Raw genomic sequence first — 24,134 nt, 5'->3', positions numbered from 1 at the left:
CCGTTCCCATACCGAACACGGAAGTTAAGCTCTTTAGCGCCGATGGTAGTTGGGACCTTGTCCCTGTGAGAGTAGGACGTCGCCAAGCAACTAAAAACACAAGTCTTTTGACTTGTGTTTTTTTGTGTTTTTTAAACAGTATGTAAAAAGAAGTAAGGATAATACAAACACGTTGCCCAAGGATGAATCATATTATATAAGAAATTGATGTATATTTTTCTGTAAATTGTTAAGGAATAGAAGTATGAAATATGTCCATTTAAATAGGGAGGGAAGGATATGAAGTCACAAAACGAAGTTTGTATTGTTTGTGAGACAGAAAGAAAAGAAGGAATATATGTTTATAATAATTTAATATGTTATGAATGTGAAAAGGACATGGTAAATACGGAGACAAATGATCCGAAGTATATATATTATTTAAAACAGCTTCGGAAATTAGAAGTATCATATTTTTAAATAGGCATATGCCTATTATTTTTTTTGTTCTGTATAATAGAGAAAGAATGAAATAATAAGGAAGAGATATAGATGAATCAAAATCGCATACCTTTATATGAGGCGTTAATAGAGTTTAAAGAAAGAGGGCCGTTATCCTTTCATGTTCCAGGTCATAAAAATGGTTTAAACTTCCCTCAGGAGGCAGTAGGGGAGTTTAAAGATATATTATCTATCGATGTGACTGAGTTGTCAGGGTTAGATGATTTACATAGTCCATTTGAATGTATAGATGAGGCACAACAATTATTAGCTGATGTATATGGAGTGGAAAAAAGTTATTTTTTAATTAATGGTTCAACAGTCGGGAACTTAGCAATGATTTTGTCTTGCTGCGGGGAACATGATATTGTTCTTGTACAAAGAAACTGTCATAAATCAATTATTAATGGTTTAAAACTAGCAGGAGCAAATCCTATTTTTTTAGATCCATGGATTGATGAATCTTATAATGTACCGGTGGGAATTCATGATGAAATTATTAAGAAAGCAATTGAAAAATATCCAAATGCGAAAGCACTCATTTTAACACATCCTAATTATTATGGTATGGGGATAGATTTAGAGGCAAGCATCGCTTATGCACATGCACATAAAATTCCTGTGTTAGTAGATGAAGCACATGGAGCTCATTTTTGTTTAGGCGGGGCATTTCCAAAGTCAGCGTTAGCATATGGGGCAGATATTGTAGTTCATTCTGCTCATAAAACATTACCCGCGATGACGATGGGTTCCTATTTACATATAAATAGTCGCTTAGTGAGAGAAGAAAAAGTTTCTACTTATTTAAGTATGCTACAATCTAGTAGTCCATCGTATCCAATTATGACTTCTCTTGATATTGCACGCTTTACAATAGCGCGTATAAAAGAAAAGGGACATGATGAGATTGTCGAGTTTTTACGGGGATTTAAAGAAGAGTTGAGTTCTGTTCCACAAATATCTATTTTACAATATCCATTACAAGACGAGTTAAAGGTTACCGTACAGACACGTTGCCAGTTATCGGGCTACGAATTACAGTCTGTATTTGAAAGGGTCGGTATATATACAGAAATGGCAGATCCATATAATGTCTTATTTATTTTGCCTTTGCAAGTAAATAAGGAGTATATGAAGGCTATAGAGATGATCCGTGTGGCATTGCAATCTTATGAGGTGAAAGACAAGAAGGAATCTATTCGTTATACTTATAAAGGAGAAATTTCTCCTTTACCGTATACATATAAACAACTGGAAGGATATGAAACGAAAGTAGTATCTGTAGAAGAAGCAGTTGGGATGATAGCAGCGGAAATGGTAATTCCGTATCCACCTGGCATTCCATTGATTATGTATGGGGAAAGAATTACTTCAGAACATAAAGAGCAAATTATGTATTTAGAGAAAGCGGGCGCTCGTTTTCAAGGCAACACGAAATATATGAAAGTGTATGATATAGAAAGTAGGTTTTAGGATGAAGGGATTATTTGTAACAATTGAAGGTCCAGAAGGTTCGGGGAAGACAACGTTAATTCAAAGTTTATTGCCATACTTTGAACAAAAAGAAAAAAAGGTAATGGCGACGAGAGAACCGGGTGGTATTGCAATTTCTGAGGATATTAGAACGATTTTACATAAAAAAGAGTATACGATGATGGAAGCACGTACAGAGGCGTTGTTATATGCTGCAGCACGTAGACAGCATTTAGTAGAAAAGGTTATGCCGGCACTTAACGAGGATTACCTTGTATTATGTGATCGTTTTATAGATAGCTCTTTAGCGTATCAAGGATATGCAAGAGGATTAGGTATGGATAAAGTATTTGAAATAAATCGCTTTGCAACAGAAGACTGTATGCCTAGTTTAACAATTTACTTAGATATTGAGCCAGAAGTTGGCTTAGCTCGAATTGCAAAAGATGGAGGACGTGAAGTGAATCGACTAGATATGGAAGATATCTCTTTCCATAAACGTGTGCGTGAAGGGTATTTACAAGTTGTAGAACGTTTCTCAGATCGTATTGTATTAGTAAATGCCGATCAGCCAATGGAAAAACTTATAGAAGAAGTTATTCAGGTTATAGAAGATAAATTGTTATAATAGAAGGAAAGAATTGAAATAAGTGAGGTATGCATTATGACGAAGACGTGGGAGCAGCTTTCTGCTATACAACCCATCGGTGTAAAAATGTTGATGAATAGCATTGCAAAAGAGCGTATATCCCACGCTTACTTGTTAGAGGGAGGGAAAGGTACAGGAAAGTTTGCGACTGCGATTCAAATGGCAAAGAGTTTCCTCTGTTCTCAGCGGAATGGGGTAGAGCCTTGTCATGTATGTACAAATTGTAAGCGAATTGATTCAGGCAACCACCCGAACTTACATATTGTAAAACCAGACGGATTATCTATTAAGAAGCAGCAAATTCATGATTTACAAGAAGAGTTTTCAAAAACAGGATTAGAAGCAAATAAAAAAGTATATATTATTGAGCACGCAGACCGTATGACAGCAAATGCGGCGAATACACTTTTGAAATTTTTAGAAGAACCAAGTAGTGATACAACAGCTATTTTACTTACTGAACAAAGTCATCAAATTTTAAATACGATTTTATCTCGCTGTCAAGTTGTTACATTTAGACCTTTACCTACGGAATCTTTAATTAGAAGATTACAGGATGAAGGTATTACGGCGTCTTTATCGACACTTGCTGCACAACTCACGAATAGTTTTGATGAAGCTTTAGCTTTATGTAGTGATGAATGGTTTGCACAAGCACGAGCTTTAGTGATAAAATTATGTGAAGCGCTCGAAAAAGATAAAGCCTCTATTTTTTTTGTACAAGAAAAATGGGGAAAACACTTTGGAGAGAAAGAGCAATTACAGCAAGGTTTAGATATGTTACTCCTTATTTATAAGGATTTATTATATGTTCAACTTGGAGAAGAAGATCGTCTTGTTTTTCATGAGCAGAAAGAGATGTTTGAATCTTTCTCCTACGCTCAGAAGCGCATTGTATCAGCTCTCTTTAATATATTAGAGGCAAAAAATAGAATCAACGCTAATGTAAATGCGCAGCTTGTGTTCGAACAGTTAGTGTTGCGGTTGCAGGAGGGATGACCGTTTTGTATGATGTAGTAGGTGTTCGCTTTAAGAAGGCCGGAAAGGTGTATTACTTTGATCCGAATCAGTTCGATATCTCTGAAAATGAGTTTGTAATTGTAGAAACGGTAAGAGGTATTGAATACGGAAAAGTAGTTATTACCAAAAAGCAAGTTGATGAAAACGACGTTGTATTACCGCTAAAAAAGGTTATTCGTATTGCAAATGAAAATGATCGTACCATTGTTGAAGAGAACAAACATGCTGCAAAAGAAGCATATCAAGTTTGTCAGCAAAAGGTAGTAGAACATAATCTTGATATGAAACTTGTAGATGTAGAGTATACGTTCGATCGCAATAAGATTATTTTCTACTTTACTGCGGATGGTCGGATTGATTTCCGTGAACTAGTGAAGGACTTAGCGGCAATTTTTAGGACAAGAATTGAACTAAGACAAATTGGTGTTCGTGATGAAGCGAAGATGCTTGGTGGTATTGGTCCATGTGGTCGTATGCTTTGTTGTTCTACTTTTTTAGGAGATTTTGAACCTGTATCCATTAAGATGGCAAAGGATCAAAATTTATCATTAAATCCTGCAAAAATCTCTGGTTTATGTGGTCGCTTAATGTGTTGCTTAAAATATGAGAACGATGAATATGAGGCAGCAAAGGAACAACTTCCTGATTTAGATCAACGTATACAAACCCCGCATGGTACTGGCCGTGTTATCGGATTAAATATTTTAGAAAGATTAATTCAAGTGGAACTAGTAGACAAGGAACGGATAGTAGAATATACGTTAGATGAGTTAGTGAATAAAGGGGTCGTTTCGAGTCAAACCACAGATTAATGAGGTGGGTGCTTGTGGAGAAAAAAGATATTTTTGCATCGGTTTCTAGTATGGAAGAGCAAATTGGACATTTATACAAACAGTTGGGCGAATTAAAACAACATCTTGCAGAGTTGTTAGAAGAAAACCAACATATAAAAATGGAAAATGAAAATTTGCGACACCGCTTTGAAGAAGTGCAGATTAAAGAAAAACAAAAAACTCAAAAACGTAAAGAAGTGAAGCCGAAGACAGATATTGGTGAAGGCTACGATAATTTAGCAAGACTATATCAAGAAGGTTTTCATATTTGTAATCTGCATTATGGAAGTGTACGTAAAGAGGGAGATTGTTTATTCTGCCTGTCATTTTTAAATAAAAAGTGAAATTACCTTTCCAATGATAATTGGAAAGGTAATTTTTTATACATGAGAGTAGAATGAAATATGTTTTTTATTAGTTGAAGATGAAATAGGGTAGGTTAAGTGTAAGAAAAGGAGTAACATATGAATTTATATGAAGATGAACGTTTAGATTACTTATTAGCACAAGATTTAAAGATTATACAAAGCCCATCAGTATTTAACTTTTCGTTAGATGCTGTTTTACTTGCAGATTTTGCCTGGGTACCAATTCAAAAAGGTAATTTACTTGATTTGTGTACAGGTAATGCGGTTGTGCCCCTTCTATTAAGTACAAGAACGAAAGGGAATATTACTGGCGTGGAAATTCAAGAACGCTTATATGATATGGGAATAAGAAGTGTTCAATATAATAAGTTGGAAGAAAGAATTCACTTAATACATGGGGATTTGAAAGATATGCCGGAGAAACTTGGACGTCATCAATATGATGTTGTCACATGTAATCCGCCTTATTTCCAAACACCTGCAACTTCTGAAAAAAATATGAATGAACATTTAGCGATAGCCCGTCATGAAATTATGTGTACATTAGAGGATGTTGTATCTGCAAGTAGTCAGCTAGTAAAGCAAGGCGGGAAAGTAGCATTTGTACATCGCCCAGGTCGTTTACTAGACATTGTTACATTAATGCGTAAATACAAAATTGAACCAAAGCGTGTCCGATTTGTTTATCCTAAGGCAGGAAAAGAAGCGAATACATTGTTAATTGAAGGAATTAAGGACGGAAATGCCGATCTGAAAATATTGCCACCTCTTTTTGTATATGAAGAAAATAATGAATATACAAAGGAGATTCGTTCTATTTTATATGGAGAAGAATAAGCATTGTTTTTATGTAGTAGAGTGCTCTGATGGAAGTTATTATGCTGGATATACAAATCATATAGAGAAGCGAATTGAGACCCATAATGGCGGAAAAGGGGCTAAGTATACGCGTGCTAGACTTCCTGTTGTTTTAAACTACGTAGAATTTCATGAAGATAAACGTACAGCTATGCAAGCAGAGTATTATTTTAAGCAATTAAATAGAAAACAAAAAGAAGAATATATGCAAAAAGGAGAACGCTATGTGGCAACAAAAAAGCTTTCAACAAAATGAAAAGGGAGTTTTATATTTAGTACCAACTCCTATTGGAAATTTAGAAGATATGACATTTCGTGCAATTCGAATTTTAAAAGAAGCTGATTTAATTGCTGCTGAAGATACGAGACAAACGAAAAAACTTTGTAATTATTTTGAAATTGAGACGCCTGTGATGAGTTACCACGAGCATAATAAGGAAGTAAGTGGAAAGAAAATATTAGAGAAGCTAGACGAAGGAAAGACTGTAGCACTTGTTAGTGATGCTGGTATGCCGTGTATTTCCGATCCAGGTTACGATATTGTTGTAGAGGCTGTAACGGAACAGTATCATGTAATCCCGCTTCCTGGGGCAAATGCAGCCCTTACAGCATTAATTGCATCAGGTCTTGAAACAAAACAATTTTATTTCTATGGATTTTTACAAAGAAATAAGAAAGAAAGAAAAATGGAGTTAGAGAAGCTTCGTTATGTACAAACTACAATGATGTTTTATGAAGCGCCTCACCGTCTGGATGATACTTTAATCTCGATGCAAGAAGTGTTGGGAAATAGAGAAATTGTATTATGTCGAGAGTTAACGAAAAAATTCGAGGAATTTATTCGAGGAACAGTCGAAGAAGCGATTGAGTGGACGAAACAAAATGAAGTTCGTGGTGAGTTTTGTATTTTAGTAGCTGGTTCAACAGAAGAACCTGCTCCAGAAGAACAATGGTGGGAATCTATTTCAGTATATGATCATATTGAACATTATATAAACGAAAAAGGGATGAATTCAAAAGAGGCGATAAAAACAGTCGCGAAAGATCGAGATTTGTCGAAACGCGATGTATATCAAATCTATCATGTCGATAAAAAATAAGCTTCTCATAATTGAGAAGCTTATTTTGCTGTTTCGATATAATCTTGAAGTTCGTTTAAGATTTGCTCAGCGCCTTCTTTGCTTAAGATAATTTTACCTTCAGCTAAAGATAGGTTGCCATCAGATACTTCACCAGTTACTTGGCAAGTCATGTTTGGCTTATATTTTTTTAAGATGATTTTCTCGTCATCAACGTAGATTTCAAGAGCATCCTTTTCTGCAATACCTAAAGTACGGCGTAATTCGATTGGAATTACTACACGACCTAATTCATCAACTTTACGAACAATACCAGTAGATTTCATAATTCTTTTCCTCCTAAAGAAATAGTTTATAAGTTTCGAGTCTATTTTCTAGATTCGTCATTTTTCGACAAAATACCCTATGGACATATGATACCAATCATTTACATTTCCGTCAATTCTTTAATTCTATATTTTTTAAAAAGATTTATAGATTTCTTACTTCTTATATATAATAGAATGTGAGTAATTTCTACTATTATTTTACTTTATTTTCAGAAAAATTTATAAATTGTAAGTGGGGACTGTATATTTTCTTGAAATATGAGTAATAGATGATAAAGGTATCAAGTATTAACTCGTTTTTATCCCGCATTAACAAGCGGTAAGATTTTAAATTTAAAATTCGGCTGGAGCAAAGAGGTTAAGTAGGAGCCGGATTGCTCGTAAAAGCCCGATTGGTGCAGGCTAATAATCCGCGGGAATGAACAAAACTCCTCACAGATTAAAGTTTCACTTTATATATAAGTTTTTGATATACTATTTATAAATACATATGAGGTTATCCGGGAGGTCCAAAACAATGACAGAGGAAAACAAATCCTTTTATATTACTACCCCAATTTATTATCCAAGTGGAAAATTACACATTGGACATGCTTATACAACAGTAGCAGGAGATGCGATGGCACGATATAAGCGTATGCAAGGATATAATGTTCATTATTTAACAGGAACTGATGAGCATGGACAGAAGATCCAAAAGAAAGCAGAAGAATTAAACGTTACACCACAAGCATATGTGGATAACATCGTTGCAGGAATTAAAGAACTTTGGGAGAAGATGGATATCTCTTATGATGATTTTATTCGTACAACGGAAGATCGTCATAAAGATGTTGTTGAAAAAATCTTCAAACAACTAGTAGATCAAGGTGATATTTATCTTGATGAATATGAAGGTTGGTATTCTGTACAAGATGAGACATTCTATACAGAGCATCAATTAGTAGATCCAATTATGGAAGGTGACAAAGTAGTTGGAGGAAAAAGTCCAGATAGTGGTCATGATGTAGAACTTGTTCGTGAAGAATCTTATTTCTTTAGAATGGGTAAATATGTCGACAGACTATTAAAATTCTATGAAGATAATCCACATTTCATTCAGCCAGAGTCTCGTAAGAATGAAATGATTAATAACTTCATTAAACCAGGCTTAGAAGATTTAGCAGTTTCTCGTACTTCATTTGACTGGGGAGTTCGTGTTCCAGGTAACCCGAAACACGTTATTTACGTATGGGTTGACGCATTATCTAACTACATTACAGCATTAGGTTATGGAACAGAAAATGAAGAGATGTATAAGAAGTTCTGGCCGGCAGATGTGCATTTAGTTGGAAAAGAAATTGTTCGTTTCCATACAATTTATTGGCCAATCATTTTAATGGCATTAGATTTACCTCTTCCGAAAAAAGTCTTTGCTCACGGTTGGATTTTAATGAAAGATGGAAAGATGAGTAAGTCAAAAGGAAACGTAGTAGATCCAGTTACATTAATCGATCGTTACGGATTAGATGCATTACGTTATTACTTACTTCGTGAAGTCCCATTCGGATCAGATGGCGTATTCACACCAGAAGGATTTGTGGAGCGTATTAATTTCGACTTAGCAAATGACTTAGGTAACTTATTAAATCGTACGGTAGCTATGATTGATAAGTACTTTAACGGAGAAATCCCTGCATTTAAAGCAAATGTAACGGAATTTGATGAAACGTTAGTAACGTTTGCGCAAGATACATTGAAAAAAGTAGAAGAAGCAATGGAGAATATGGAATTCTCTGTAGCACTAAGCTCAATTTGGCAATTGGTTAGCCGTACGAATAAATATATTGATGAAACACAACCATGGGTACTAGCAAAAGATGAGAATGATCGTGAAAAGTTAGCTTCTGTGATGGCTCATTTAGCAGAGGTACTTCGTCAAACGGGTATTATGCTTATGCCATTCTTAACAGTAGCACCAAGCAAGATGTTTGCTCAGCTTGGCCTTACTGATGAAGCACATAAATCTTGGGAAAGCCTATCTACAATTGGCTGTATTCCAGCTGGAACGAAAGTAGAAAAAGGAAACCCAATTTTCCCTCGTTTAGAAATGGAAGTAGAGGTAGCGTACATTAAAGAACAAATGAAAAGCTCTGCTCCTAAAGTAGAAGAGAAAAAAGAAGAAGAACCGAAGGCAGAAGAAATTACAATTGATGATTTCTTTAAAGTAGAATTACGCGTAGCTGAAGTACTATCTGCTGAACCTGTGAAAAAAGCAGACAAGTTGTTAAAAATTCAACTAGACTTAGGCACAGAAAAGCGTCAAGTTGTTTCTGGAATTGCAAAGTTCTATTCACCAGAAGACCTAAAAGGTAAAAAGGTTATTTGTGTAACAAACTTAAAACCTGTAAAATTACGCGGTGAATTATCACAAGGTATGATTTTAGCGGGTGAAGAGAATGGCGTATTGTCATTAGCATCAATTGACCAAAATCTACCAAACGGTACAAAAATCAAGTAATTAAGACAAGAAAAGAGATGTTTCACGTGTAACATGTGTGAAGCGTCTTTTTTCTTTTTACACTCTCAAATTTTGCATTAAGATTGTAGTATTGTTATCGTTAAGTTATGAAAAAGCTTATTTTTGTGGAATAAACTTGATTTCAAGATAAAAGGAGTTATGTATTATGCTGTTTGATACACATTCACATTTGAATGCAGAGCAATTTGAAGAAGATTTACAAGAAGTTATTGCCCGAATGAAAGAAACGGGAGTTACTTATACAGTTGTTGTTGGTTTTGATGAGGTAACGATAAAAAAGGCGATTGAATTAGCTGAAGCTTATGATTTTATTTACGCTGCGGTTGGCTGGCATCCAGTTGATGCAATCGACATGACAGAAGAACATTTAGCATGGTTAGAAGAACTTGCTTCTCATCCTAAAGTCGTTGCACTTGGAGAAATGGGCTTAGATTATCACTGGGATAAGTCCCCAAAAGAAATACAGAAAGAAGTATTCCGTAAACAAATTGCATTAGCGAAAAAGGTGAAATTGCCGATTATTATACATAACCGTGATGCAACTCAAGATATTGTTGATATTCTAGAAGAAGAGAATGCAGCTGAAGTAGGAGGTATTATGCATTGCTTTAGCGGCAGCGTAGAAGTGGCAGAGCGATGTGTCGATATGAACTTTTTAATTTCGTTAGGCGGACCAGTTACATTTAAAAACGCTAAGAAGCCGAAAGAAGTTGCTGCGGAGATTCCATTAGAGAAATTGTTAATAGAGACGGATTGTCCGTATTTAACACCGCATCCATTTCGAGGGAAACGAAATGAACCAAGTTATGTAAAACTCGTAGCAGAAGAAATTGCGAACTTAAAAGGGATTTCTTATGAGGAAGTAGCAGAAGTAACAACAAAAAATGCAAAAGCTTTATTTGGTGTTGAATAAAAAGGAGTGGGAGAACCCATTCTTTTTTTATTTTTATAAAAAGTAGCAGGAGTGATAGAGAAAATACGGGCAAATAAGGAAGTGTTACAATAAGGAGAGAGAACAAAGTTTTGGACATTCTATTTTTTAAAATGTAAGAATGGGGAAAATAATAATGGAAAAGTCGTCATTTTTTTGTTTTACTAAGTAGAGACGAAACGAGTGTGGAGGCAAGCATGAAAATTAAAGAGATTATCGTTGTAGAAGGTAAAGATGATACAGTTGCGATTAAGCGTGCTGTTGATGCGGATACAATTGAAACGAACGGTTCAGCAATCGGTGATCATGTTATTGAGCAAGTTAAATTAGCGCTGCAAAAAAGAGGCGTTATTATTTTTACAGATCCGGATTATCCTGGAGAGCGTATTCGAAAAATTATTTCTGATAAGGTGCCTGGGTGTAAACATGCTTTTTTACCGAAGGAAGAAGCACTTGCTAAAAGGAAAAAAGGTGTCGGAATTGAACATGCTTCTAATGAATCAATTCGCCGTGCTTTAGAGAATATACATGAAGAAATGGAAGCTTACACAAGTGAAATTAGTTGGAGCGATCTAGTCGATGCAGGTTTAGTGGGCGGAGAAATGGCAAAGAGTCGCAGAGAAAGAATGGGTAAGCTATTAAAGATTGGTTATACAAACGCAAAACAGTTACATAAACGTTTACAAATGTTTCAAGTTTCAAAAGAATCATTTGCAGAAGCTTATAAGCAAGTCATACAGGAGGAAAGAAAATGAAGGATATCGCAACGCCAAATCGTACGAAAGACATTGTTGAAAAGTATGGATTTTCATTCAAAAAAAGTTTAGGACAAAATTTCTTAATTGATACGAATGTATTAAATCGTATCGTTGATCACGCTGAAATTGGACCAGAAAGTGGTGCAATTGAAATTGGACCAGGTATCGGCGCATTAACAGAACAATTAGCGAAGCGTGCTAAAAAAGTTGTGGCTTTTGAAATTGATCAAAGATTATTACCAATCTTAGATGAGACGTTAGCTCCATATGGCAACGTTACAGTTATTAATAAAGATGTACTAAAGGCAGATGTACACGAGGTGTTTAGCGAGCAATTTGAAGAAGGGCAAGATGTAATGGTAGTAGCTAACTTACCATACTATATTACAACGCCAATTTTATTTAAATTGCTAGAAGAGAAATTACCGGTTCGTGGATTTGTTGTTATGATGCAAAAAGAAGTTGGGGATCGTTTAGCTGCTAAACCTGGAACGAAAGAGTATGGTTCTTTATCAATTGCTATTCAGTATTATACAGAGGTAGAAACAGTTATGACTGTGCCGCGTACAGTGTTTGTACCACAACCAAATGTTGATTCTGCAATTATCCGTCTCCTAAAGCGTCCGAAACCAGTTGTAGAAGTAACAGATGAGACGTTCTTCTTTGAAGTAGTACGAGCAAGTTTTGCACAGCGTCGTAAAACATTAATGAATAATTTATCAAATAATTTAAATGGTTTCCCGAAAGATAAAGAGCTGTTGGATCGAATTTTAACAGAGGTAGGAATTGATCCAAAACGAAGAGGCGAGACGCTATCTATCGAGGAGTTTGCAACATTAAGTAACGCATTAGTTCTTCATAAATTATCATAAGAATATAAAAGGGACAGTTCAACTTGAACTGTCCCTTTTGTCACCTTTCCCCTCCTAAATTCATACTTTAAAAACAGGTAAGATGGCCTAACGAGTTTGGAGGTAGGAGAATGGCTTTACATGTTGGAGAATTAGTGGAACGATATTCTCATAATAGGGATATCCTTTTTCGTATTATAGAAATAAAAGGCGAGATAGCTATATTGTTTGGAGAGGAAATTAGATTGGTGGCAGATGCGCCGCTTGAAGATTTAATTAGTATAGATCAACGAGAACACAAAAAGAGAGCGAAGCGTGAGAAAGAAACAATGGAGCGTACGTATCGTTTGTTTCAACAAGATTATGTATTAATGAAACAAAGGCATGAACACACTTCAACTGGTGGATATACAAGTGAGGTGAATTATTTTCAAATGCCGGGACGTGTATTGCATATAGATGGAGACCCATTATATTTGCGCAAGTGTCTAGACTTATATAATAAAATTGGTGTTCCTGTACAAGGTATTCATTGTAAAGAAACAGAGATGCATGAAAAGGTAGTAGATTTAATAGACCATTTTCGTCCAGACATCTTAGTAATCACAGGGCACGATGCATATACAAAAGCAAAAGGAGTAAAGGGAGATTTAGCAGCGTATAGGCATTCAAGGCATTTTGTACAGGCTGTTCGAGAAGTGCGGAAAAAATATCCATCACTAGATCAACTCGTTATTTTTGCTGGGGCATGTCAATCACACTTTGAAGCATTAATTCGAGCTGGTGCTAATTTTGCTAGTTCTCCATCTAGAATTAATATTCATGCACTAGATCCTGTATATGTGGTTGGTAAAATTAGTTTTACGTCATTTATGGAGAGAGTCAACGTATGGGATGTTGTACGTAATACGATTACTGGCGAAAAGGGACTTGGTGGAATTGAGACGAGGGGCATTTTACGAACTGGATTACCCTTTCAACATTATGAAGAATAAGCAAGGTACATATGTATCTTGCTTTTTTGTGTGGAAAGGATTTAAATCTGCTTGGATAAAAATAGACAAGAACGCACAGACTACATAATGATACTTTTACAATATAGTATTTCTTCTATCTATTCGAACGCATAATGCTTTTATAATGATATTGTCTGTGAGTTGCGGTTAATAATTGGGATAGATATATCGTGTTTTAAGTGTTCAATCTAAATTACAGCGAGGTGTAACGAAGTATATGTCAAAACGTTTAGATGAAATTAAAAGCGAATTAGATCACCATCTTGGACAGAGACTGATGTTAAAGGCAAACAGTGGGAGAAGAAAAACGGTAGAACAATCAGGTGTACTTGCAGAAACGTATCGTTCTGTTTTTGTTGTACAACTGGATCAGCAAGAAGACGCGTTGCAACGTGTATCGTATAGCTATGCGGATGTTTTAACAGAGACAGTAGAGTTAACATTTTATGGTGAACCTCATAATGAAGTGATTTTATAATTTATGTATCGTTACATATATTCCCACAAATGAAAAGCTATATTATTTTGCATACTAATTATACCGTAGCAAAATAAGGAGGGACTCTGCATTGAGTAGACGAAGAGGTGTCATGTCAAATCAATTTAAAGAAGAGCTTGCAAAAGAGTTAGGCTTTTATGATGTTGTTCAGAAAGAAGGCTGGGGCGGAATTCGTGCGAAAGATGCTGGTAACATGGTGAAACGTGCTATAGAAATTGCAGAACAGCAATTAATGAAACAAAACCAGTAGTTGTAAGATACTTTCTATGCTACGGTAGCCGAGGAGTGATTCCTCGGCTTTTTGTACTATAAAAGGTGCCATCATTTTACATAAGTAGTTTCATTCTGAATGCTTTTCGTTATAATTAGGGAAGTGTCATCGTCTTACTATAAATTTATGGTAAAATAAACGATAAAAGATTGAGTACATAGAGTGGGTGAATAGATTGAAGCTACTAGTGAAAGCACCAGCAAAGATTAATCTGTCGTTAGATGTACTGGGAAAAAGACAAGACGGATATCATGAAGTGAAAATGATTATGACAACAATTGATTTAGCGGATCGTTTAGAACTAATGGAATTAGCAGAAGACCGTATTGAAATTTTATCCCATAATCGGTATGTCCCAGACGACCAAAGAAATTTAGCTTATCAAGCAGCGAGATTATTAAAAGAGAAGTTTAATGTGAAAAAAGGCGTATCTATTACTATTGAAAAAACGATTCCAGTAGCAGCTGGATTAGCAGGTGGAAGTAGTGATGCAGCAGCGACATTACGTGGCCTTAATAAATTATGGAATTTAGGGCTTACAATTGACCAATTAGCAGAGCTTGGTGCAGAAATTGGGTCAGATGTATCGTTTTGCGTATATGGTGGGACAGCAATTGCCACTGGAAGAGGAGAACAAATTGAGCACATAAAAACTCCACCTTCTTGTTGGGTTATTTTAGCAAAACCTCATATTGGTGTATCTACTGCTGATGTGTATGGAAATTTAAAATTAAATCGAGTTACACATCCGAATGTAGATAAAATGGTTGATGTCATAAATGCTGGGGATTACAAAGGGATTTGTGATACTGTTGGTAACGTTTTAGAAGATGTAACGTTTGCGATGCATCCTGAAGTTGCACGTATTAAGGCACAGATGAAGCGATTTGGGGCAGATGCTGTTTTAATGAGTGGAAGTGGTCCAACTGTATTTGGTCTTGTGCACCATGATTCGCGAATGCATCGTATATATAACGGATTAAAAGGATTTTGTGAACAAGTATACGCAGTACGTTTATTAGGAGAGCGAGAAACGCTTGAATAAAGACGTATAATACGTTATGATTTGTTTAGAATATTCGTGATTTGAGGTGAGAGTATGAAAATTAGACGAAGTACAAGATTAGTCGATATGACGTATTACTTGTTACAAAACCCTCGTCAGCTAGTTTCTCTCACTTTTTTTGCTGAAAGGTATCAATCAGCTAAGTCTTCCATTAGTGAAGATTTAGTTATTATTAAGCAAACGTTTGAACAACAAGGGGTCGGCACATTGCAAACGATACCAGGAGCAGCAGGAGGAGTGAAATATATACCGTATATAAGTGAGGAAGAGGCAGATCTAATTATTGGTGAGCTTTGTAGCTTATTTGAGAATCCAGATCGCATTTTGCCTGGTGGTTACTTATATATGACAGATCTTTTAAGTAATCCTCGTCATATTAATGGCGCAGGTCGTTTGTTTGCTTCTGTTTTTGCTAGGCAACCAATTGATGCAGTTATGACGGTGGCAACAAAGGGAATTCCACTTGCTTATGCAGTGGCGAATTACTTAGATGTACCGGTAGTAATTGCAAGGAAAGACAATAAGGTAACAGAAGGACCAACTGTTAGTATTAACTATGTATCAGGTTCTTCTAAGCGCATTCAAACAATGACATTAGCGAAGCGTAGCCTTCCAGAAGGATCTAATGTTTTAATTATTGATGACTTCATGAAAGCTGGCGGAACCATTCAAGGTATGATGAGTATGTTAGAAGAGTTTAAAGCTAATGTTGTTGGTATTGGTGTATTAGTAGAGTCCACAGATATTGAAGAAAGACTAATTAATAACTTTGTATCATTAATTCGTTTATCAGAAGTTGATGTCAAAGAAAAAGCGATTCAAGTGGAAAAGGGAAATTATTCATTGGCACCATTTGATGAAGGGCTTGTAGAGGCTGAGTAAAAGGGTAAAGCAAATAGCTTTATCTTTTTTTTATTCTATTTATAAATTATAAAATAGATGGACAAACTGCTTTTCGTGCACTATTTTTAAAGAGTAAAAATAAATAATAAAAGGGTGAAAGATATGAAAGTTGTTCAAACAAACAATGCACCACAAGCAATTGGACCATATTCACAAGGGATTATTGTAAATAATATGTTTTACAGTTCAGGACAAATTCCGTTAACTGCAGGTGGAGAGCTTGTAGCAGGAGATGTGACAGTACAAACAGAGCAAGTATTTCAAAATTTACAAGCAGTATTAGAAGAAGCGGGTGCTTCATTTGATACAGTAGTAAAAACAACAGTATTCTTAAAAGATATGGATGATTTTAATGCTGTTAATGAAGTATATGGCTCTTATTTCTCTGCTCATAAGCCAGCTCGTTCTTGTGTACAAGTAGCAAAATTACCGAAAGATGTTTCAGTTGAAATTGAGGTAATTGCCCTAGTTAAGTAATTCTTTGTAAGCGATAACCTCCACTAATCTCTATATTCAATTACATTAAAAATTTTTATCTTAAAAATTTTTAAAAAATTAAAGGGAAATTAGAAATTTTGTGGAATTTATACAAATATATCGCTTATTTAGAAAAGGGTGGTGAACACAAGATGGAAGTGACTGACGTAAGATTACGCCGCGTAAACACAGAAGGCCGCATGAGAGCAATTGCCTCTATTACTCTAGACCATGAATTTGTTGTTCATGATATTCGTGTAATTGATGGTAATAATGGATTATTTGTAGCAATGCCAAGTAAACGTACTCCAGATGGAGAATTCCGTGACATTGCACACCCAATTAATTCTGGTACACGCTCTAAAATTCAAGATGCGGTTTTAACAGAGTATCATCGTTTAGGCGAGTTAGAAGAGGTTGAGTTTGAAGAAGCGGGTGCTTCGTAAAATTCGAATGAAAAGGGCTTTTTAGAGAAAGCCCTATAATTTTGCAACAAACTCCTGTAAGCATTTACAGGGGTTTGTTTTTTTGTGTTTATATATATACATTAAGTTTAGAAAATTCTAAATTAAATAAAATAAAGAGGGAACTTCTAATTTTTTCAAAATCATTTTAAATAGTATAGCTTAATTCTTAAAAAAGATACTAAAGAGTAAAACATCTTATAAGAATTATGGTAAAATTTAATAGTTAAAATGTGTTTCTTGAAATATATGATGATTTAGGATAATATCGTTAATGGATAAATAGGTTGCGATGGAGGGTCTATATGTCAAACAGATTTGCAGTGATTCTAGCTGCAGGTAAAGGCACACGTATGAAGTCTAAGCTATACAAAGTGCTTCATCCTGTATGTGGAAAACCTATGGTACAACATGTTGTCGATCAAGTATCTCAATTAGGATTGCAGAAACTTGTAACAGTCGTAGGACATGGTGCTGAAATGGTACAAGAACAGCTAGGAAACGTAAGTGAGTTTGCATTACAAGCAGAACAACTTGGTACAGCGCATGCTGTAGATCAAGCTGCAAGTGTACTTGCAAATGAAGAAGGAACAACTTTAGTTATTTGTGGCGATACGCCGCTAATAACTGCTGAAACGATGGAAGCATTGCTTCAGCAACATAAAGAAGCAGGGGCAATGGCAACGGTGCTAACAGCTTACATAGAAGAACCTGCTGGATATGGTCGTATCGTTCGTAATGAGAATGGTCATGTTGAAAAGATTGTTGAGCATAAGGATGCAAATGAGAAAGAATTAGCTATTAAAGAAATCAATACAGGTACGTATTGTTTTGATAATAAAGCTTTATTTGCTTCACTTTCTAAAGTTTCAAATGATAACGTACAAGGTGAATATTACCTGCCAGATGTTATTGAGATTTTAAAAAATGAAGGTCATATTGTATCGGCTTATCAAACAGAGCACTTCGATGAAACGTTAGGTGTTAACGACAGAGTCGCTCTATCGCAAGCGGAAATTATTATGAAAAACCGTATCAACCGAAAGAACATGGTAAATGGTGTTACAATTATCGATCCAAGTAACACGTATATTTCTGCTGATGCAATTATCGGTAGTGATACAGTTCTTCATCCAGGAACAATTATTGAGGGAAACACTGTAATTGGTTCTGATTGTGAAATTGGGCCGCATACAGTAATTCGCGATAGTGAAATTGGAGATCGTACGACAATTCGTCAATCTACTGTACATGATAGTAAACTTGGTACAGAAGTATCGGTTGGTCCATTTGCACATATTCGCCCAGATTCAGTTATTGGAGATGAAGTACGCGTTGGAAACTTCGTGGAAATCAAAAAAACTGTTTTTGGTAATAGAAGTAAAGCTTCACACTTAAGTTATATCGGGGATGCACAAGTTGGAGAAGACGTGAATCTTGGTTGTGGTTCAATTACGGTGAACTATGACGGTAAGAATAAATTCAAAACTGTGATTGGTAACGGGGTATTTATTGGATGTAATTCAAACCTTGTTGCTCCTGTAACAGTTGAAGATGGTGCTTATGTGGCAGCAGGCTCTACAATTACAGAGAATGTTCCATCAAAAGCATTATCTGTAGCACGTGCACGTCAAGTTAACAAAGAAGACTATGTTGATCAATTGCTGAATAAGAAAAAATCATAATGTGGAGGGTTAATCTAGATGTCGACTCAATATCTAAATTCTAATTTGAAAGTATTCTCTTTAAACTCTAATAAGGAACTTGCTGAGCAAATTGCAAAGCACATTGGAGTAGGACTAGGAAAATGTTCTGTTGATCGTTTTAGTGATGGAGAAGTTCAAATTAACATTGAAGAAAGTATCCGTGGTTGCGATGTATTCATTATTCAATCTACAAGCTTCCCAGTAAACGAACATATCATGGAATTACTTATTATGATCGATGCATTAAAGCGTGCATCTGCAAAAACAATTAATATTGTTATTCCTTACTATGGTTATGCGCGTCAAGACCGTAAAGCGCGTTCTCGTGAACCAATTACATCGAAACTTGTAGCAAACTTGCTTGAAACAGCAGGTGCAACTCGTGTAATCACTCTAGATTTACATGCTCCACAAATTCAAGGGTTCTTTGATATCCCAATCGACCACCTAATGGGTGTACCGATTCTTTCAGATTACTTTGAAACAAAAGGTCTTAAAGATATCGTAATCGTGTCACCTGATCACGGTGGAGTAACTCGTGCTAGAAAAATGGCAGATCGCCTAAAAGCACCAATCGCTATTATTGATAAGCGTCGTCCTCGTCCAAACGTATCAGAGGTAATGAACATTATCGGTAATATTGAAGGTAAAACAGCAATTTTAATTGATGACATCATTGATACAGCTGGTACAATTACATTAGCAGCAAACGCTCTTGTTGAGAACGGTGCTTCTGAAGTATATGCTTGCTGTACACACCCAGTATTATCTGGTCCAGCAATTGAGCGTATCCAAAACTCAAATATTAAAGAGTTAGTTGTAACGAACTCTATCGTATTACCAGAAGAGAAGAAGATCGACAAAGTACATGAACTTTCAGTTGCTCCACTAATCGGAGAAGCAATCATTCGTGTATACGAAGAAGAATCTGTAAGTGTATTATTCAATTAATTGGATAGAATGAGACGTAACCAAGATTGGTTACGTCTTTTCGTATCGAAAAAAGAAAGTAGTGGTACAAGAATGAAATTGATAGTAGGACTTGGGAACCCGGGTAGAGAATATGAATTAACAAGGCATAATATTGGATTTATGGCAATTGATGAACTTGCAAAGCGTTGGAATATTTCTTTAAACGAACAAAAATTTAAAGGAGTATTTGGTGCAGGATTTGTTAATGGGGAAAAAGTAATCTTATTAAAGCCACTTACATATATGAATTTATCTGGGGAAAGCATTCGTCCGCTTATGGATTACTACAAAATTGATGTAGAGGACTTCGTTGTTCTGTACGATGATTTAGACATCCCAGTAGGTAAATTACGCCTTCGTATGAAAGGTAGTGCTGGTGGACATAATGGTGTGAAATCAACAATTTCACATTTAGGAACACAAGAGTTTCAACGTATCCGCATGGGAATTGATCGTCCGAAAAATGGAATGAAGGTAGTAGATTATGTATTAGGACGTTTTACATCAGAAGAAATTCCTGATGTTAATTATTCAATTGAAAAAGCAGCAGATGCATGTGAAGAATGGTTAAATAAACCTTTTCTTCAAATCATGAATACTTTCAATAGTTAAGGATATGATTGAGAATATTTTGTTTTATTTTTACCCATACTAGCAGTAATTGGATTTTTAGGAGGCTAGTATGGAAGGATATTATTATTGCAGACATTGCGGGAGTAATGTAGGCTCCGTTACTGCAGAAAAAGTGTATAGCGACGTTTTATTTCAACTAACAGAGCAAGAAGTAGTAGAGATGATTCATTTTCATGAGAATGGAAATATATATATACAAACGATTTGTGAATCGTGTCAAGAAACGCTCGCATCTTATCCTGAGTATTATGAATATGAAAAATTTCTGCAATAAAATGTTGTCGCTTTGGCATGTCCAAAGCATTTTTCTGTTTTCTTTTTCCGAAATATTTGCATAAAATATAGTGGCTTGCTCTTTATGTTGAGAGGGGTTTTGAAAATGATAGGTTTATTAGAGCAATTTTATAAAAATGAAGAGATCCAATCGGTTATTAACGGATTAGAAGATGGTTTAAAAGAACAACTTGTATCAGGTATGGCAACCTCTTCTCGTTCGTTGTTAATGGCGGCCTTATATAAAAAAACAAAAAAATCACAACTTATTGTGACGCATAATTTATATCAAGCACAAAAAGTACATGAAGATTTAGTAGCGTTACTTGGTGAAAAGGATGTGTGGCTATACCCAGTAAATGAATTGATAGCATCAGAACTTGGTGTTGCAAGCCCAGAATTGAAGGCACAACGCATTGAAGTATTAAATCGTTTAGCTGCAGGAGAGAATGGGATTATTGTAGCACCAGTTGCGGGGTTACGCAGATTTTTACCAATGAAAGAATTGTGGAAGCAAAGGCAAATCGAAATCAGTCTAGGGCAAGAGATTGATTTAGATACATTCTTGCATACTTTACATCATATTGGCTATGAGCGTAAGTCGATGGTAGAAGCTCCTGGGGAATTTAGTTTGCGCGGGGGGATATTAGATATTTATCCACTAACTGAAGAGTTACCAGTTCGTATTGAATTCTTCGACACAGAAGTCGATTCTATTCGATTATTTGATGTGGATGAACAGCGCTCTCAAGATAAAAAAGAAAGCGTTAGATTTGGTCCAGCAACGGAGTTTTTATTTTCACAGGAAGAACTGAAATCGGGGATTAAGCGTCTTGAGGAAGGTTTAACTAAGACGATGCAAAAACTTTCCGATGATAAATTAAAGACTACGGTGCTTGAAACGGTAAGTCATGAAATTGAGATGTTAAAAAACGGGCAAAGTATAGAACAGATGTTTAAATATTTATCTATTTTCTATAACGAACCTGCTAGTCTGATAGATTATTTACCAGAAGATGGTGTTGTAATTTTAGATGAGATTTCCCGTATTCAAGAAACAGCATCACATCTTGAAACGGAAGAAGCGGAATGGTATATATCACTTCTTGGTGAGGGAACGATTATTCAAGATTTATCTTTCTCCCATTCGTTTGAAGAATTTCTTCATCATAAAAAAAGAAGCTTTGTATATTTAACGTTATTCTTACGTCATATAGCACATACACATCCGCAAAACATTGTGAATGTAACATGTAAAACGATGCAAGATTTCCATGGACAGATGCAGTTGTTGAAAACTGAAATTGATAGATGGAACGAAGGGCATTTTACGACGGTTGTGCTTGGCACAGATGATGAACGTGTAAAAAAACTACAACATATTTTAAGTGATTATGATATTGAGGCGGATATTGTAGAGGGCACAGATATATTATTGCCTGGAAGGTTACAAATTGCTGTAGGTGATTTACATGCAGGATTTGAAATGCCGATGCAAAAGCTTGTTGCCATTACTGAAAAAGAGCTTTTTCATAAGAAAGTTAAAAAATCACAACGTAAGCAAAAGTTATCTAATGCTGAACGTATTAAAAGTTATTCGGAATTAAAAGTTGGGGATTATGTAGTCCATGTAAATCATGGGATAGGTAAATTTTTAGGTATCGAGACATTAGAGATTAATGGTGTTCATAAAGATTATTTAAATATTAAATACCAAGGTAATGATAAGTTATACGTTCCAATTGAACAAATTGACCAAGTGCAAAAATATGTAGGATCTGAAGGTAAGGATCCGAAAGTTTATAAACTGGGCGGAAATGATTGGAAGAAGGTCAAAACGAAGGTTGAAAAATCTGTACAAGATATTGCGGATGACCTAATTAAACTATATGCCGAGCGCGAAGCTTCAAAGGGTTATGCATATACACCAGATACGGCAGAACAACAAGAATTTGAGTCTTCTTTCCCGTATCAAGAGACAGAGGATCAACTACGTTCTATTGAAGAGATTAAAAAGGATATGGAACGCGGACGTCCAATGGATAGGCTTCTTTGTGGTGATGTAGGATATGGCAAGACGGAAGTGGCTATTCGTGCGGCGTTTAAGGCAATTATGGATGAAAAGCAAGTTGCAATTTTAGTGCCGACAACGATCCTTGCACAACAACACTATGAAACAATTCGAGAGCGTTTTCAAGATTATCCAATCAATATAGGATTGTTAAGTAGATTCCGTACGAGAAAACAGCAAAATGAAACGATTAAGGGCTTAAAAGATGGCACGGTAGATATTGTAATCGGAACGCATCGTATTTTATCTAAAGATGTTACTTATAAAGATTTAGGTCTTCTTATTATTGATGAAGAACAAAGATTTGGTGTAACGCATAAAGAAAAAATTAAACAATTAAAAGCGAATGTTGACGTATTAACATTAACGGCAACTCCGATTCCGCGTACGCTCCATATGTCTATGCTTGGTGTGCGTGATTTATCTGTTATTGAGACGCCGCCGGAAAATCGTTTCCCGGTTCAAACGTATGTAGTAGAGTATAATCCAGCATTAATGCGAGAAGCGATAGAGCGAGAGCTTGCAAGAGGTGGTCAAGTTTACTTCCTATACAATCGTGTAGAGGATATCGAACGAAAAGCAGATGAAATTTCGATGTTAGTTCCAGACGCGCGTGTAACGTATGCACATGGGAAAATGAACGAAAGTGAATTAGAGTCTGTTATGCTATCGTTTTTAGAAGGGCAGCATGATGTTCTTGTAAGTACAACAATTATTGAGACGGGTGTAGATATTCCGAATGTAAATACGTTAATTGTATTTGATGCAGATCGTATGGGATTATCGCAGCTGTATCAGCTTCGTGGGCGTGTTGGACGTTCTAATCGTGTTGCATATGCATACTTTGCATACAAACGAGATAAAGTGTTATCAGAAGTTGCAGAGAAGCGCCTGCAAGCAATTAAAGAGTTTACAGAGCTTGGATCTGGTTTCAAAATTGCGATGCGAGACTTATCAATTCGTGGTGCAGGTAACTTGTTAGGAGCCGAACAACATGGATTTATTGATTCTGTCGGATTTGATCTATATTCTCAAATGTTAAAAGATGCAATTGAACAGCGTAGAGGAACAGACGGAGTTGAAAATACAGTTAATGTTGAAATTGATTTAGAAGTCGATGCATATTTACCAGATGCTTATATTTCAGATAGTAAACAAAAAATTATGATGTATAAACAATTTAGAGGTGTTTCTGCAATTGAGGATATTGAAGAGTTGCAGGAAGAGATGATAGATAGATTTGGTGATTACCCGCAAGAAGTTGGTTACTTATTACAAATTGCAAATATTAAAGTATTGGCAATGAAAGAACAAATTGAATTAATTAAGCAAAATAAATTTGAAGTAACAATTCTGTTTTCAGAACAAGCGAGTCAAAATATTGATGGCGGAAAATTATTCATGCTCGGAAATAGTTTTGGACGTATGATCGGTCTAGGAATGGAAGGATCACAATTGAAAATCGTCATGAAAACAAATGGCTTAGAGACATCGAAGTGGTTAACAATTGCTGAAAATTTATTAAAAGGCTTGCCAGAAGTAAAAAAAGAAGTCATAAATGCCTAATATTAGATAAAAAAATACAATTCGACGTGCATAGAAGAACTAATGTGTAAAATACTATGTCTAACAG

Annotated in this window: 26 protein-coding genes and 1 rRNA gene; 26 read left to right on the top strand and 1 reads right to left on the bottom strand. The window is 35.6% G+C overall.

Going from position 1 to position 24,134, the window contains the following annotated elements; translation table 11 throughout:
• From rrf to rsmI, 10 genes are all read left to right on the top strand, one after another.
• Window positions 1-88: ribosomal RNA gene (gene rrf / locus ACUXEY_RS25940) — 5S ribosomal RNA — on the top strand; the annotation flags it as partial.
• A gap of 191 nt (window positions 89-279) precedes the next feature.
• A complete protein-coding gene (locus ACUXEY_RS25935; RefSeq protein WP_000842028.1) occupies window positions 280-459 on the top strand; it encodes a sigma factor G inhibitor Gin in 180 nt (59 codons plus the stop codon).
• A gap of 72 nt (window positions 460-531) precedes the next feature.
• The gene (locus ACUXEY_RS25930) at window positions 532-1,953 is read left to right on the top strand and encodes an aminotransferase class I/II-fold pyridoxal phosphate-dependent enzyme (protein ID WP_429602140.1); all 1,422 of its coding nucleotides are present in this window, start codon (window positions 532-534) and stop codon (window positions 1,951-1,953) included.
• Window position 1,954: 1 nt separating this feature from the next.
• On the top strand, window positions 1,955-2,581 hold the full coding sequence (gene tmk / locus ACUXEY_RS25925; RefSeq protein WP_429602139.1) for a dTMP kinase: 627 nt from the start codon (window positions 1,955-1,957) through the stop codon (window positions 2,579-2,581).
• A gap of 36 nt (window positions 2,582-2,617) precedes the next feature.
• A complete protein-coding gene (holB, locus tag ACUXEY_RS25920; protein WP_000169570.1) occupies window positions 2,618-3,601 on the top strand; it encodes a DNA polymerase III subunit delta' in 984 nt (327 codons plus the stop codon).
• A gap of 5 nt (window positions 3,602-3,606) precedes the next feature.
• Window positions 3,607-4,434: a PSP1 domain-containing protein gene (locus ACUXEY_RS25915; protein WP_000272429.1), complete on the top strand. Its 828-nt coding sequence runs from the start codon at window positions 3,607-3,609 to the stop codon at window positions 4,432-4,434.
• 14 nt (window positions 4,435-4,448) lie between these two features.
• Window positions 4,449-4,799, top strand: a complete 351-nt coding sequence (yabA, locus tag ACUXEY_RS25910) for a DNA replication initiation control protein YabA (protein WP_000412056.1) — start codon at window positions 4,449-4,451, stop codon at window positions 4,797-4,799.
• 120 nt (window positions 4,800-4,919) lie between these two features.
• Window positions 4,920-5,660, top strand: a complete 741-nt coding sequence (locus ACUXEY_RS25905; RefSeq protein WP_001055351.1) for a tRNA1(Val) (adenine(37)-N6)-methyltransferase — start codon at window positions 4,920-4,922, stop codon at window positions 5,658-5,660.
• Window positions 5,647-5,937 (top strand): GIY-YIG nuclease family protein, encoded by a 291-nt coding sequence (locus ACUXEY_RS25900; protein WP_461301897.1) that lies wholly within the window; start codon window positions 5,647-5,649, stop codon window positions 5,935-5,937. Before ACUXEY_RS25905 ends, ACUXEY_RS25900 begins: the two co-directional genes overlap by 14 nt.
• Window positions 5,906-6,781, top strand: a complete 876-nt coding sequence (gene rsmI, locus ACUXEY_RS25895; protein ID WP_048552623.1) for a 16S rRNA (cytidine(1402)-2'-O)-methyltransferase — start codon at window positions 5,906-5,908, stop codon at window positions 6,779-6,781. Before ACUXEY_RS25900 ends, rsmI begins: the two co-directional genes overlap by 32 nt.
• Window positions 6,782-6,801: 20 nt before the next feature.
• Here the strand turns inward: rsmI and ACUXEY_RS25890 are convergent, their stop codons facing one another.
• Window positions 6,802-7,086, bottom strand: coding sequence for an AbrB/MazE/SpoVT family DNA-binding domain-containing protein (locus ACUXEY_RS25890; protein WP_000843036.1), 285 nt, complete (start codon window positions 7,084-7,086; stop codon window positions 6,802-6,804).
• 520 nt (window positions 7,087-7,606) lie between these two features.
• Here ACUXEY_RS25890 and metG point away from each other — a divergent pair.
• The 16 genes from metG to mfd all read left to right on the top strand — a co-directional run bounded on the left by metG (window position 7,607) and on the right by mfd (window position 24,067).
• Window positions 7,607-9,589 (top strand): methionine--tRNA ligase, encoded by a 1,983-nt coding sequence (gene metG / locus ACUXEY_RS25885; RefSeq protein WP_166705341.1) that lies wholly within the window; start codon window positions 7,607-7,609, stop codon window positions 9,587-9,589.
• Between the two features lie 166 nt (window positions 9,590-9,755).
• Window positions 9,756-10,523 carry a TatD family hydrolase gene (locus ACUXEY_RS25880; RefSeq protein ID WP_461301896.1) on the top strand — a complete coding sequence of 256 codons (768 nt, stop codon included), beginning with the start codon at window positions 9,756-9,758 and terminating at the stop codon, window positions 10,521-10,523.
• Window positions 10,524-10,738: 215 nt separating this feature from the next.
• The gene (gene rnmV / locus ACUXEY_RS25875) at window positions 10,739-11,296 is read left to right on the top strand and encodes a ribonuclease M5 (RefSeq protein ID WP_000692830.1); all 558 of its coding nucleotides are present in this window, start codon (window positions 10,739-10,741) and stop codon (window positions 11,294-11,296) included.
• Window positions 11,293-12,171 carry a 16S rRNA (adenine(1518)-N(6)/adenine(1519)-N(6))-dimethyltransferase RsmA gene (gene rsmA, locus ACUXEY_RS25870; protein ID WP_071758545.1) on the top strand — a complete coding sequence of 293 codons (879 nt, stop codon included), beginning with the start codon at window positions 11,293-11,295 and terminating at the stop codon, window positions 12,169-12,171. The genes rnmV and rsmA overlap by 4 nt, the downstream gene beginning before the upstream one ends.
• 110 nt (window positions 12,172-12,281) lie before the next feature.
• Window positions 12,282-13,145 (top strand): sporulation peptidase YabG, encoded by an 864-nt coding sequence (gene yabG, locus ACUXEY_RS25865; protein ID WP_048526387.1) that lies wholly within the window; start codon window positions 12,282-12,284, stop codon window positions 13,143-13,145.
• Window positions 13,146-13,383: 238 nt separating this feature from the next.
• On the top strand, window positions 13,384-13,644 hold the full coding sequence (veg, locus tag ACUXEY_RS25860; protein ID WP_000044349.1) for a biofilm formation stimulator Veg: 261 nt from the start codon (window positions 13,384-13,386) through the stop codon (window positions 13,642-13,644).
• Window positions 13,645-13,735: 91 nt separating this feature from the next.
• Entirely contained in the window at window positions 13,736-13,915 is a 180-nt protein-coding gene (gene sspF, locus ACUXEY_RS25855; protein WP_001985066.1) for an acid-soluble spore protein SspF, read from the top strand.
• 196 nt (window positions 13,916-14,111) lie between these two features.
• On the top strand, window positions 14,112-14,981 hold the full coding sequence (gene ispE, locus ACUXEY_RS25850; RefSeq protein WP_000772099.1) for a 4-(cytidine 5'-diphospho)-2-C-methyl-D-erythritol kinase: 870 nt from the start codon (window positions 14,112-14,114) through the stop codon (window positions 14,979-14,981).
• A gap of 54 nt (window positions 14,982-15,035) precedes the next feature.
• A complete protein-coding gene (purR, locus tag ACUXEY_RS25845) occupies window positions 15,036-15,884 on the top strand; it encodes a pur operon repressor (protein ID WP_000702473.1) in 849 nt (282 codons plus the stop codon).
• A gap of 123 nt (window positions 15,885-16,007) precedes the next feature.
• Complete coding sequence (locus ACUXEY_RS25840; RefSeq protein WP_048526389.1) at window positions 16,008-16,382, top strand: RidA family protein; 375 nt, start codon at window positions 16,008-16,010, stop codon at window positions 16,380-16,382.
• A 152-nt stretch (window positions 16,383-16,534) separates the two neighbouring features.
• Complete coding sequence (spoVG, locus tag ACUXEY_RS25835) at window positions 16,535-16,828, top strand: septation regulator SpoVG (protein ID WP_000454041.1); 294 nt, start codon at window positions 16,535-16,537, stop codon at window positions 16,826-16,828.
• A 323-nt stretch (window positions 16,829-17,151) separates the two neighbouring features.
• On the top strand, window positions 17,152-18,531 hold the full coding sequence (gene glmU, locus ACUXEY_RS25830; RefSeq protein ID WP_000071036.1) for a bifunctional UDP-N-acetylglucosamine diphosphorylase/glucosamine-1-phosphate N-acetyltransferase GlmU: 1,380 nt from the start codon (window positions 17,152-17,154) through the stop codon (window positions 18,529-18,531).
• A gap of 18 nt (window positions 18,532-18,549) precedes the next feature.
• Window positions 18,550-19,503 (top strand): ribose-phosphate diphosphokinase, encoded by a 954-nt coding sequence (locus ACUXEY_RS25825; RefSeq protein WP_000107420.1) that lies wholly within the window; start codon window positions 18,550-18,552, stop codon window positions 19,501-19,503.
• A gap of 72 nt (window positions 19,504-19,575) precedes the next feature.
• A complete protein-coding gene (pth, locus tag ACUXEY_RS25820; RefSeq protein ID WP_279588549.1) occupies window positions 19,576-20,136 on the top strand; it encodes an aminoacyl-tRNA hydrolase in 561 nt (186 codons plus the stop codon).
• A 70-nt stretch (window positions 20,137-20,206) separates the two neighbouring features.
• Window positions 20,207-20,431 carry an anti-sigma-F factor Fin gene (locus tag ACUXEY_RS25815; protein ID WP_000399442.1) on the top strand — a complete coding sequence of 75 codons (225 nt, stop codon included), beginning with the start codon at window positions 20,207-20,209 and terminating at the stop codon, window positions 20,429-20,431.
• 105 nt (window positions 20,432-20,536) lie between these two features.
• The gene (gene mfd / locus ACUXEY_RS25810; protein ID WP_461301895.1) at window positions 20,537-24,067 is read left to right on the top strand and encodes a transcription-repair coupling factor; all 3,531 of its coding nucleotides are present in this window, start codon (window positions 20,537-20,539) and stop codon (window positions 24,065-24,067) included.
• Window positions 24,068-24,134: the final 67 nt, after the last annotated feature.

It is taken from the genome of Bacillus sp. F9_6S_D1_P_5 (assembly GCF_054823925.1).
Note: the sequence above shows the minus strand (reverse complement) of the source record. Positions and strands in the feature narration are given on the sequence as shown.

Bases quoted from the DNA above. Each gene is read 5' to 3' on its own strand.
- ACUXEY_RS25935 (WP_000842028.1), top strand. From the start codon at position 280: ATGAAGTCACAAAACGAAGTTTGTATTGTTTGTGAGACAGAAAGAAAA.
- ACUXEY_RS25930 (WP_429602140.1), top strand. From the start codon at position 532: ATGAATCAAAATCGCATACCTTTATATGAGGCGTTAATAGAGTTTAAA.
- tmk (WP_429602139.1), top strand. From the start codon at position 1,955: ATGAAGGGATTATTTGTAACAATTGAAGGTCCAGAAGGTTCGGGGAAG.
- holB (WP_000169570.1), top strand. From the start codon at position 2,618: ATGACGAAGACGTGGGAGCAGCTTTCTGCTATACAACCCATCGGTGTA.
- ACUXEY_RS25905 (WP_001055351.1), top strand. From the start codon at position 4,920: ATGAATTTATATGAAGATGAACGTTTAGATTACTTATTAGCACAAGAT.
- ACUXEY_RS25900 (WP_461301897.1), top strand. From the start codon at position 5,647: ATGGAGAAGAATAAGCATTGTTTTTATGTAGTAGAGTGCTCTGATGGA.
- rsmI (WP_048552623.1), top strand. From the start codon at position 5,906: ATGTGGCAACAAAAAAGCTTTCAACAAAATGAAAAGGGAGTTTTATAT.
- ACUXEY_RS25890 (WP_000843036.1), bottom strand. From the start codon at position 7,086: ATGAAATCTACTGGTATTGTTCGTAAAGTTGATGAATTAGGTCGTGTA.
- metG (WP_166705341.1), top strand. From the start codon at position 7,607: ATGACAGAGGAAAACAAATCCTTTTATATTACTACCCCAATTTATTAT.
- ACUXEY_RS25880 (WP_461301896.1), top strand. From the start codon at position 9,756: ATGCTGTTTGATACACATTCACATTTGAATGCAGAGCAATTTGAAGAA.
- rnmV (WP_000692830.1), top strand. From the start codon at position 10,739: ATGAAAATTAAAGAGATTATCGTTGTAGAAGGTAAAGATGATACAGTT.
- rsmA (WP_071758545.1), top strand. From the start codon at position 11,293: ATGAAGGATATCGCAACGCCAAATCGTACGAAAGACATTGTTGAAAAG.
- yabG (WP_048526387.1), top strand. From the start codon at position 12,282: ATGGCTTTACATGTTGGAGAATTAGTGGAACGATATTCTCATAATAGG.
- veg (WP_000044349.1), top strand. From the start codon at position 13,384: ATGTCAAAACGTTTAGATGAAATTAAAAGCGAATTAGATCACCATCTT.
- purR (WP_000702473.1), top strand. From the start codon at position 15,036: ATGAAAATTAGACGAAGTACAAGATTAGTCGATATGACGTATTACTTG.
- ACUXEY_RS25840 (WP_048526389.1), top strand. From the start codon at position 16,008: ATGAAAGTTGTTCAAACAAACAATGCACCACAAGCAATTGGACCATAT.
- spoVG (WP_000454041.1), top strand. From the start codon at position 16,535: ATGGAAGTGACTGACGTAAGATTACGCCGCGTAAACACAGAAGGCCGC.
- glmU (WP_000071036.1), top strand. From the start codon at position 17,152: ATGTCAAACAGATTTGCAGTGATTCTAGCTGCAGGTAAAGGCACACGT.
- ACUXEY_RS25825 (WP_000107420.1), top strand. From the start codon at position 18,550: ATGTCGACTCAATATCTAAATTCTAATTTGAAAGTATTCTCTTTAAAC.
- pth (WP_279588549.1), top strand. From the start codon at position 19,576: ATGAAATTGATAGTAGGACTTGGGAACCCGGGTAGAGAATATGAATTA.
- ACUXEY_RS25815 (WP_000399442.1), top strand. From the start codon at position 20,207: ATGGAAGGATATTATTATTGCAGACATTGCGGGAGTAATGTAGGCTCC.
- mfd (WP_461301895.1), top strand. From the start codon at position 20,537: ATGATAGGTTTATTAGAGCAATTTTATAAAAATGAAGAGATCCAATCG.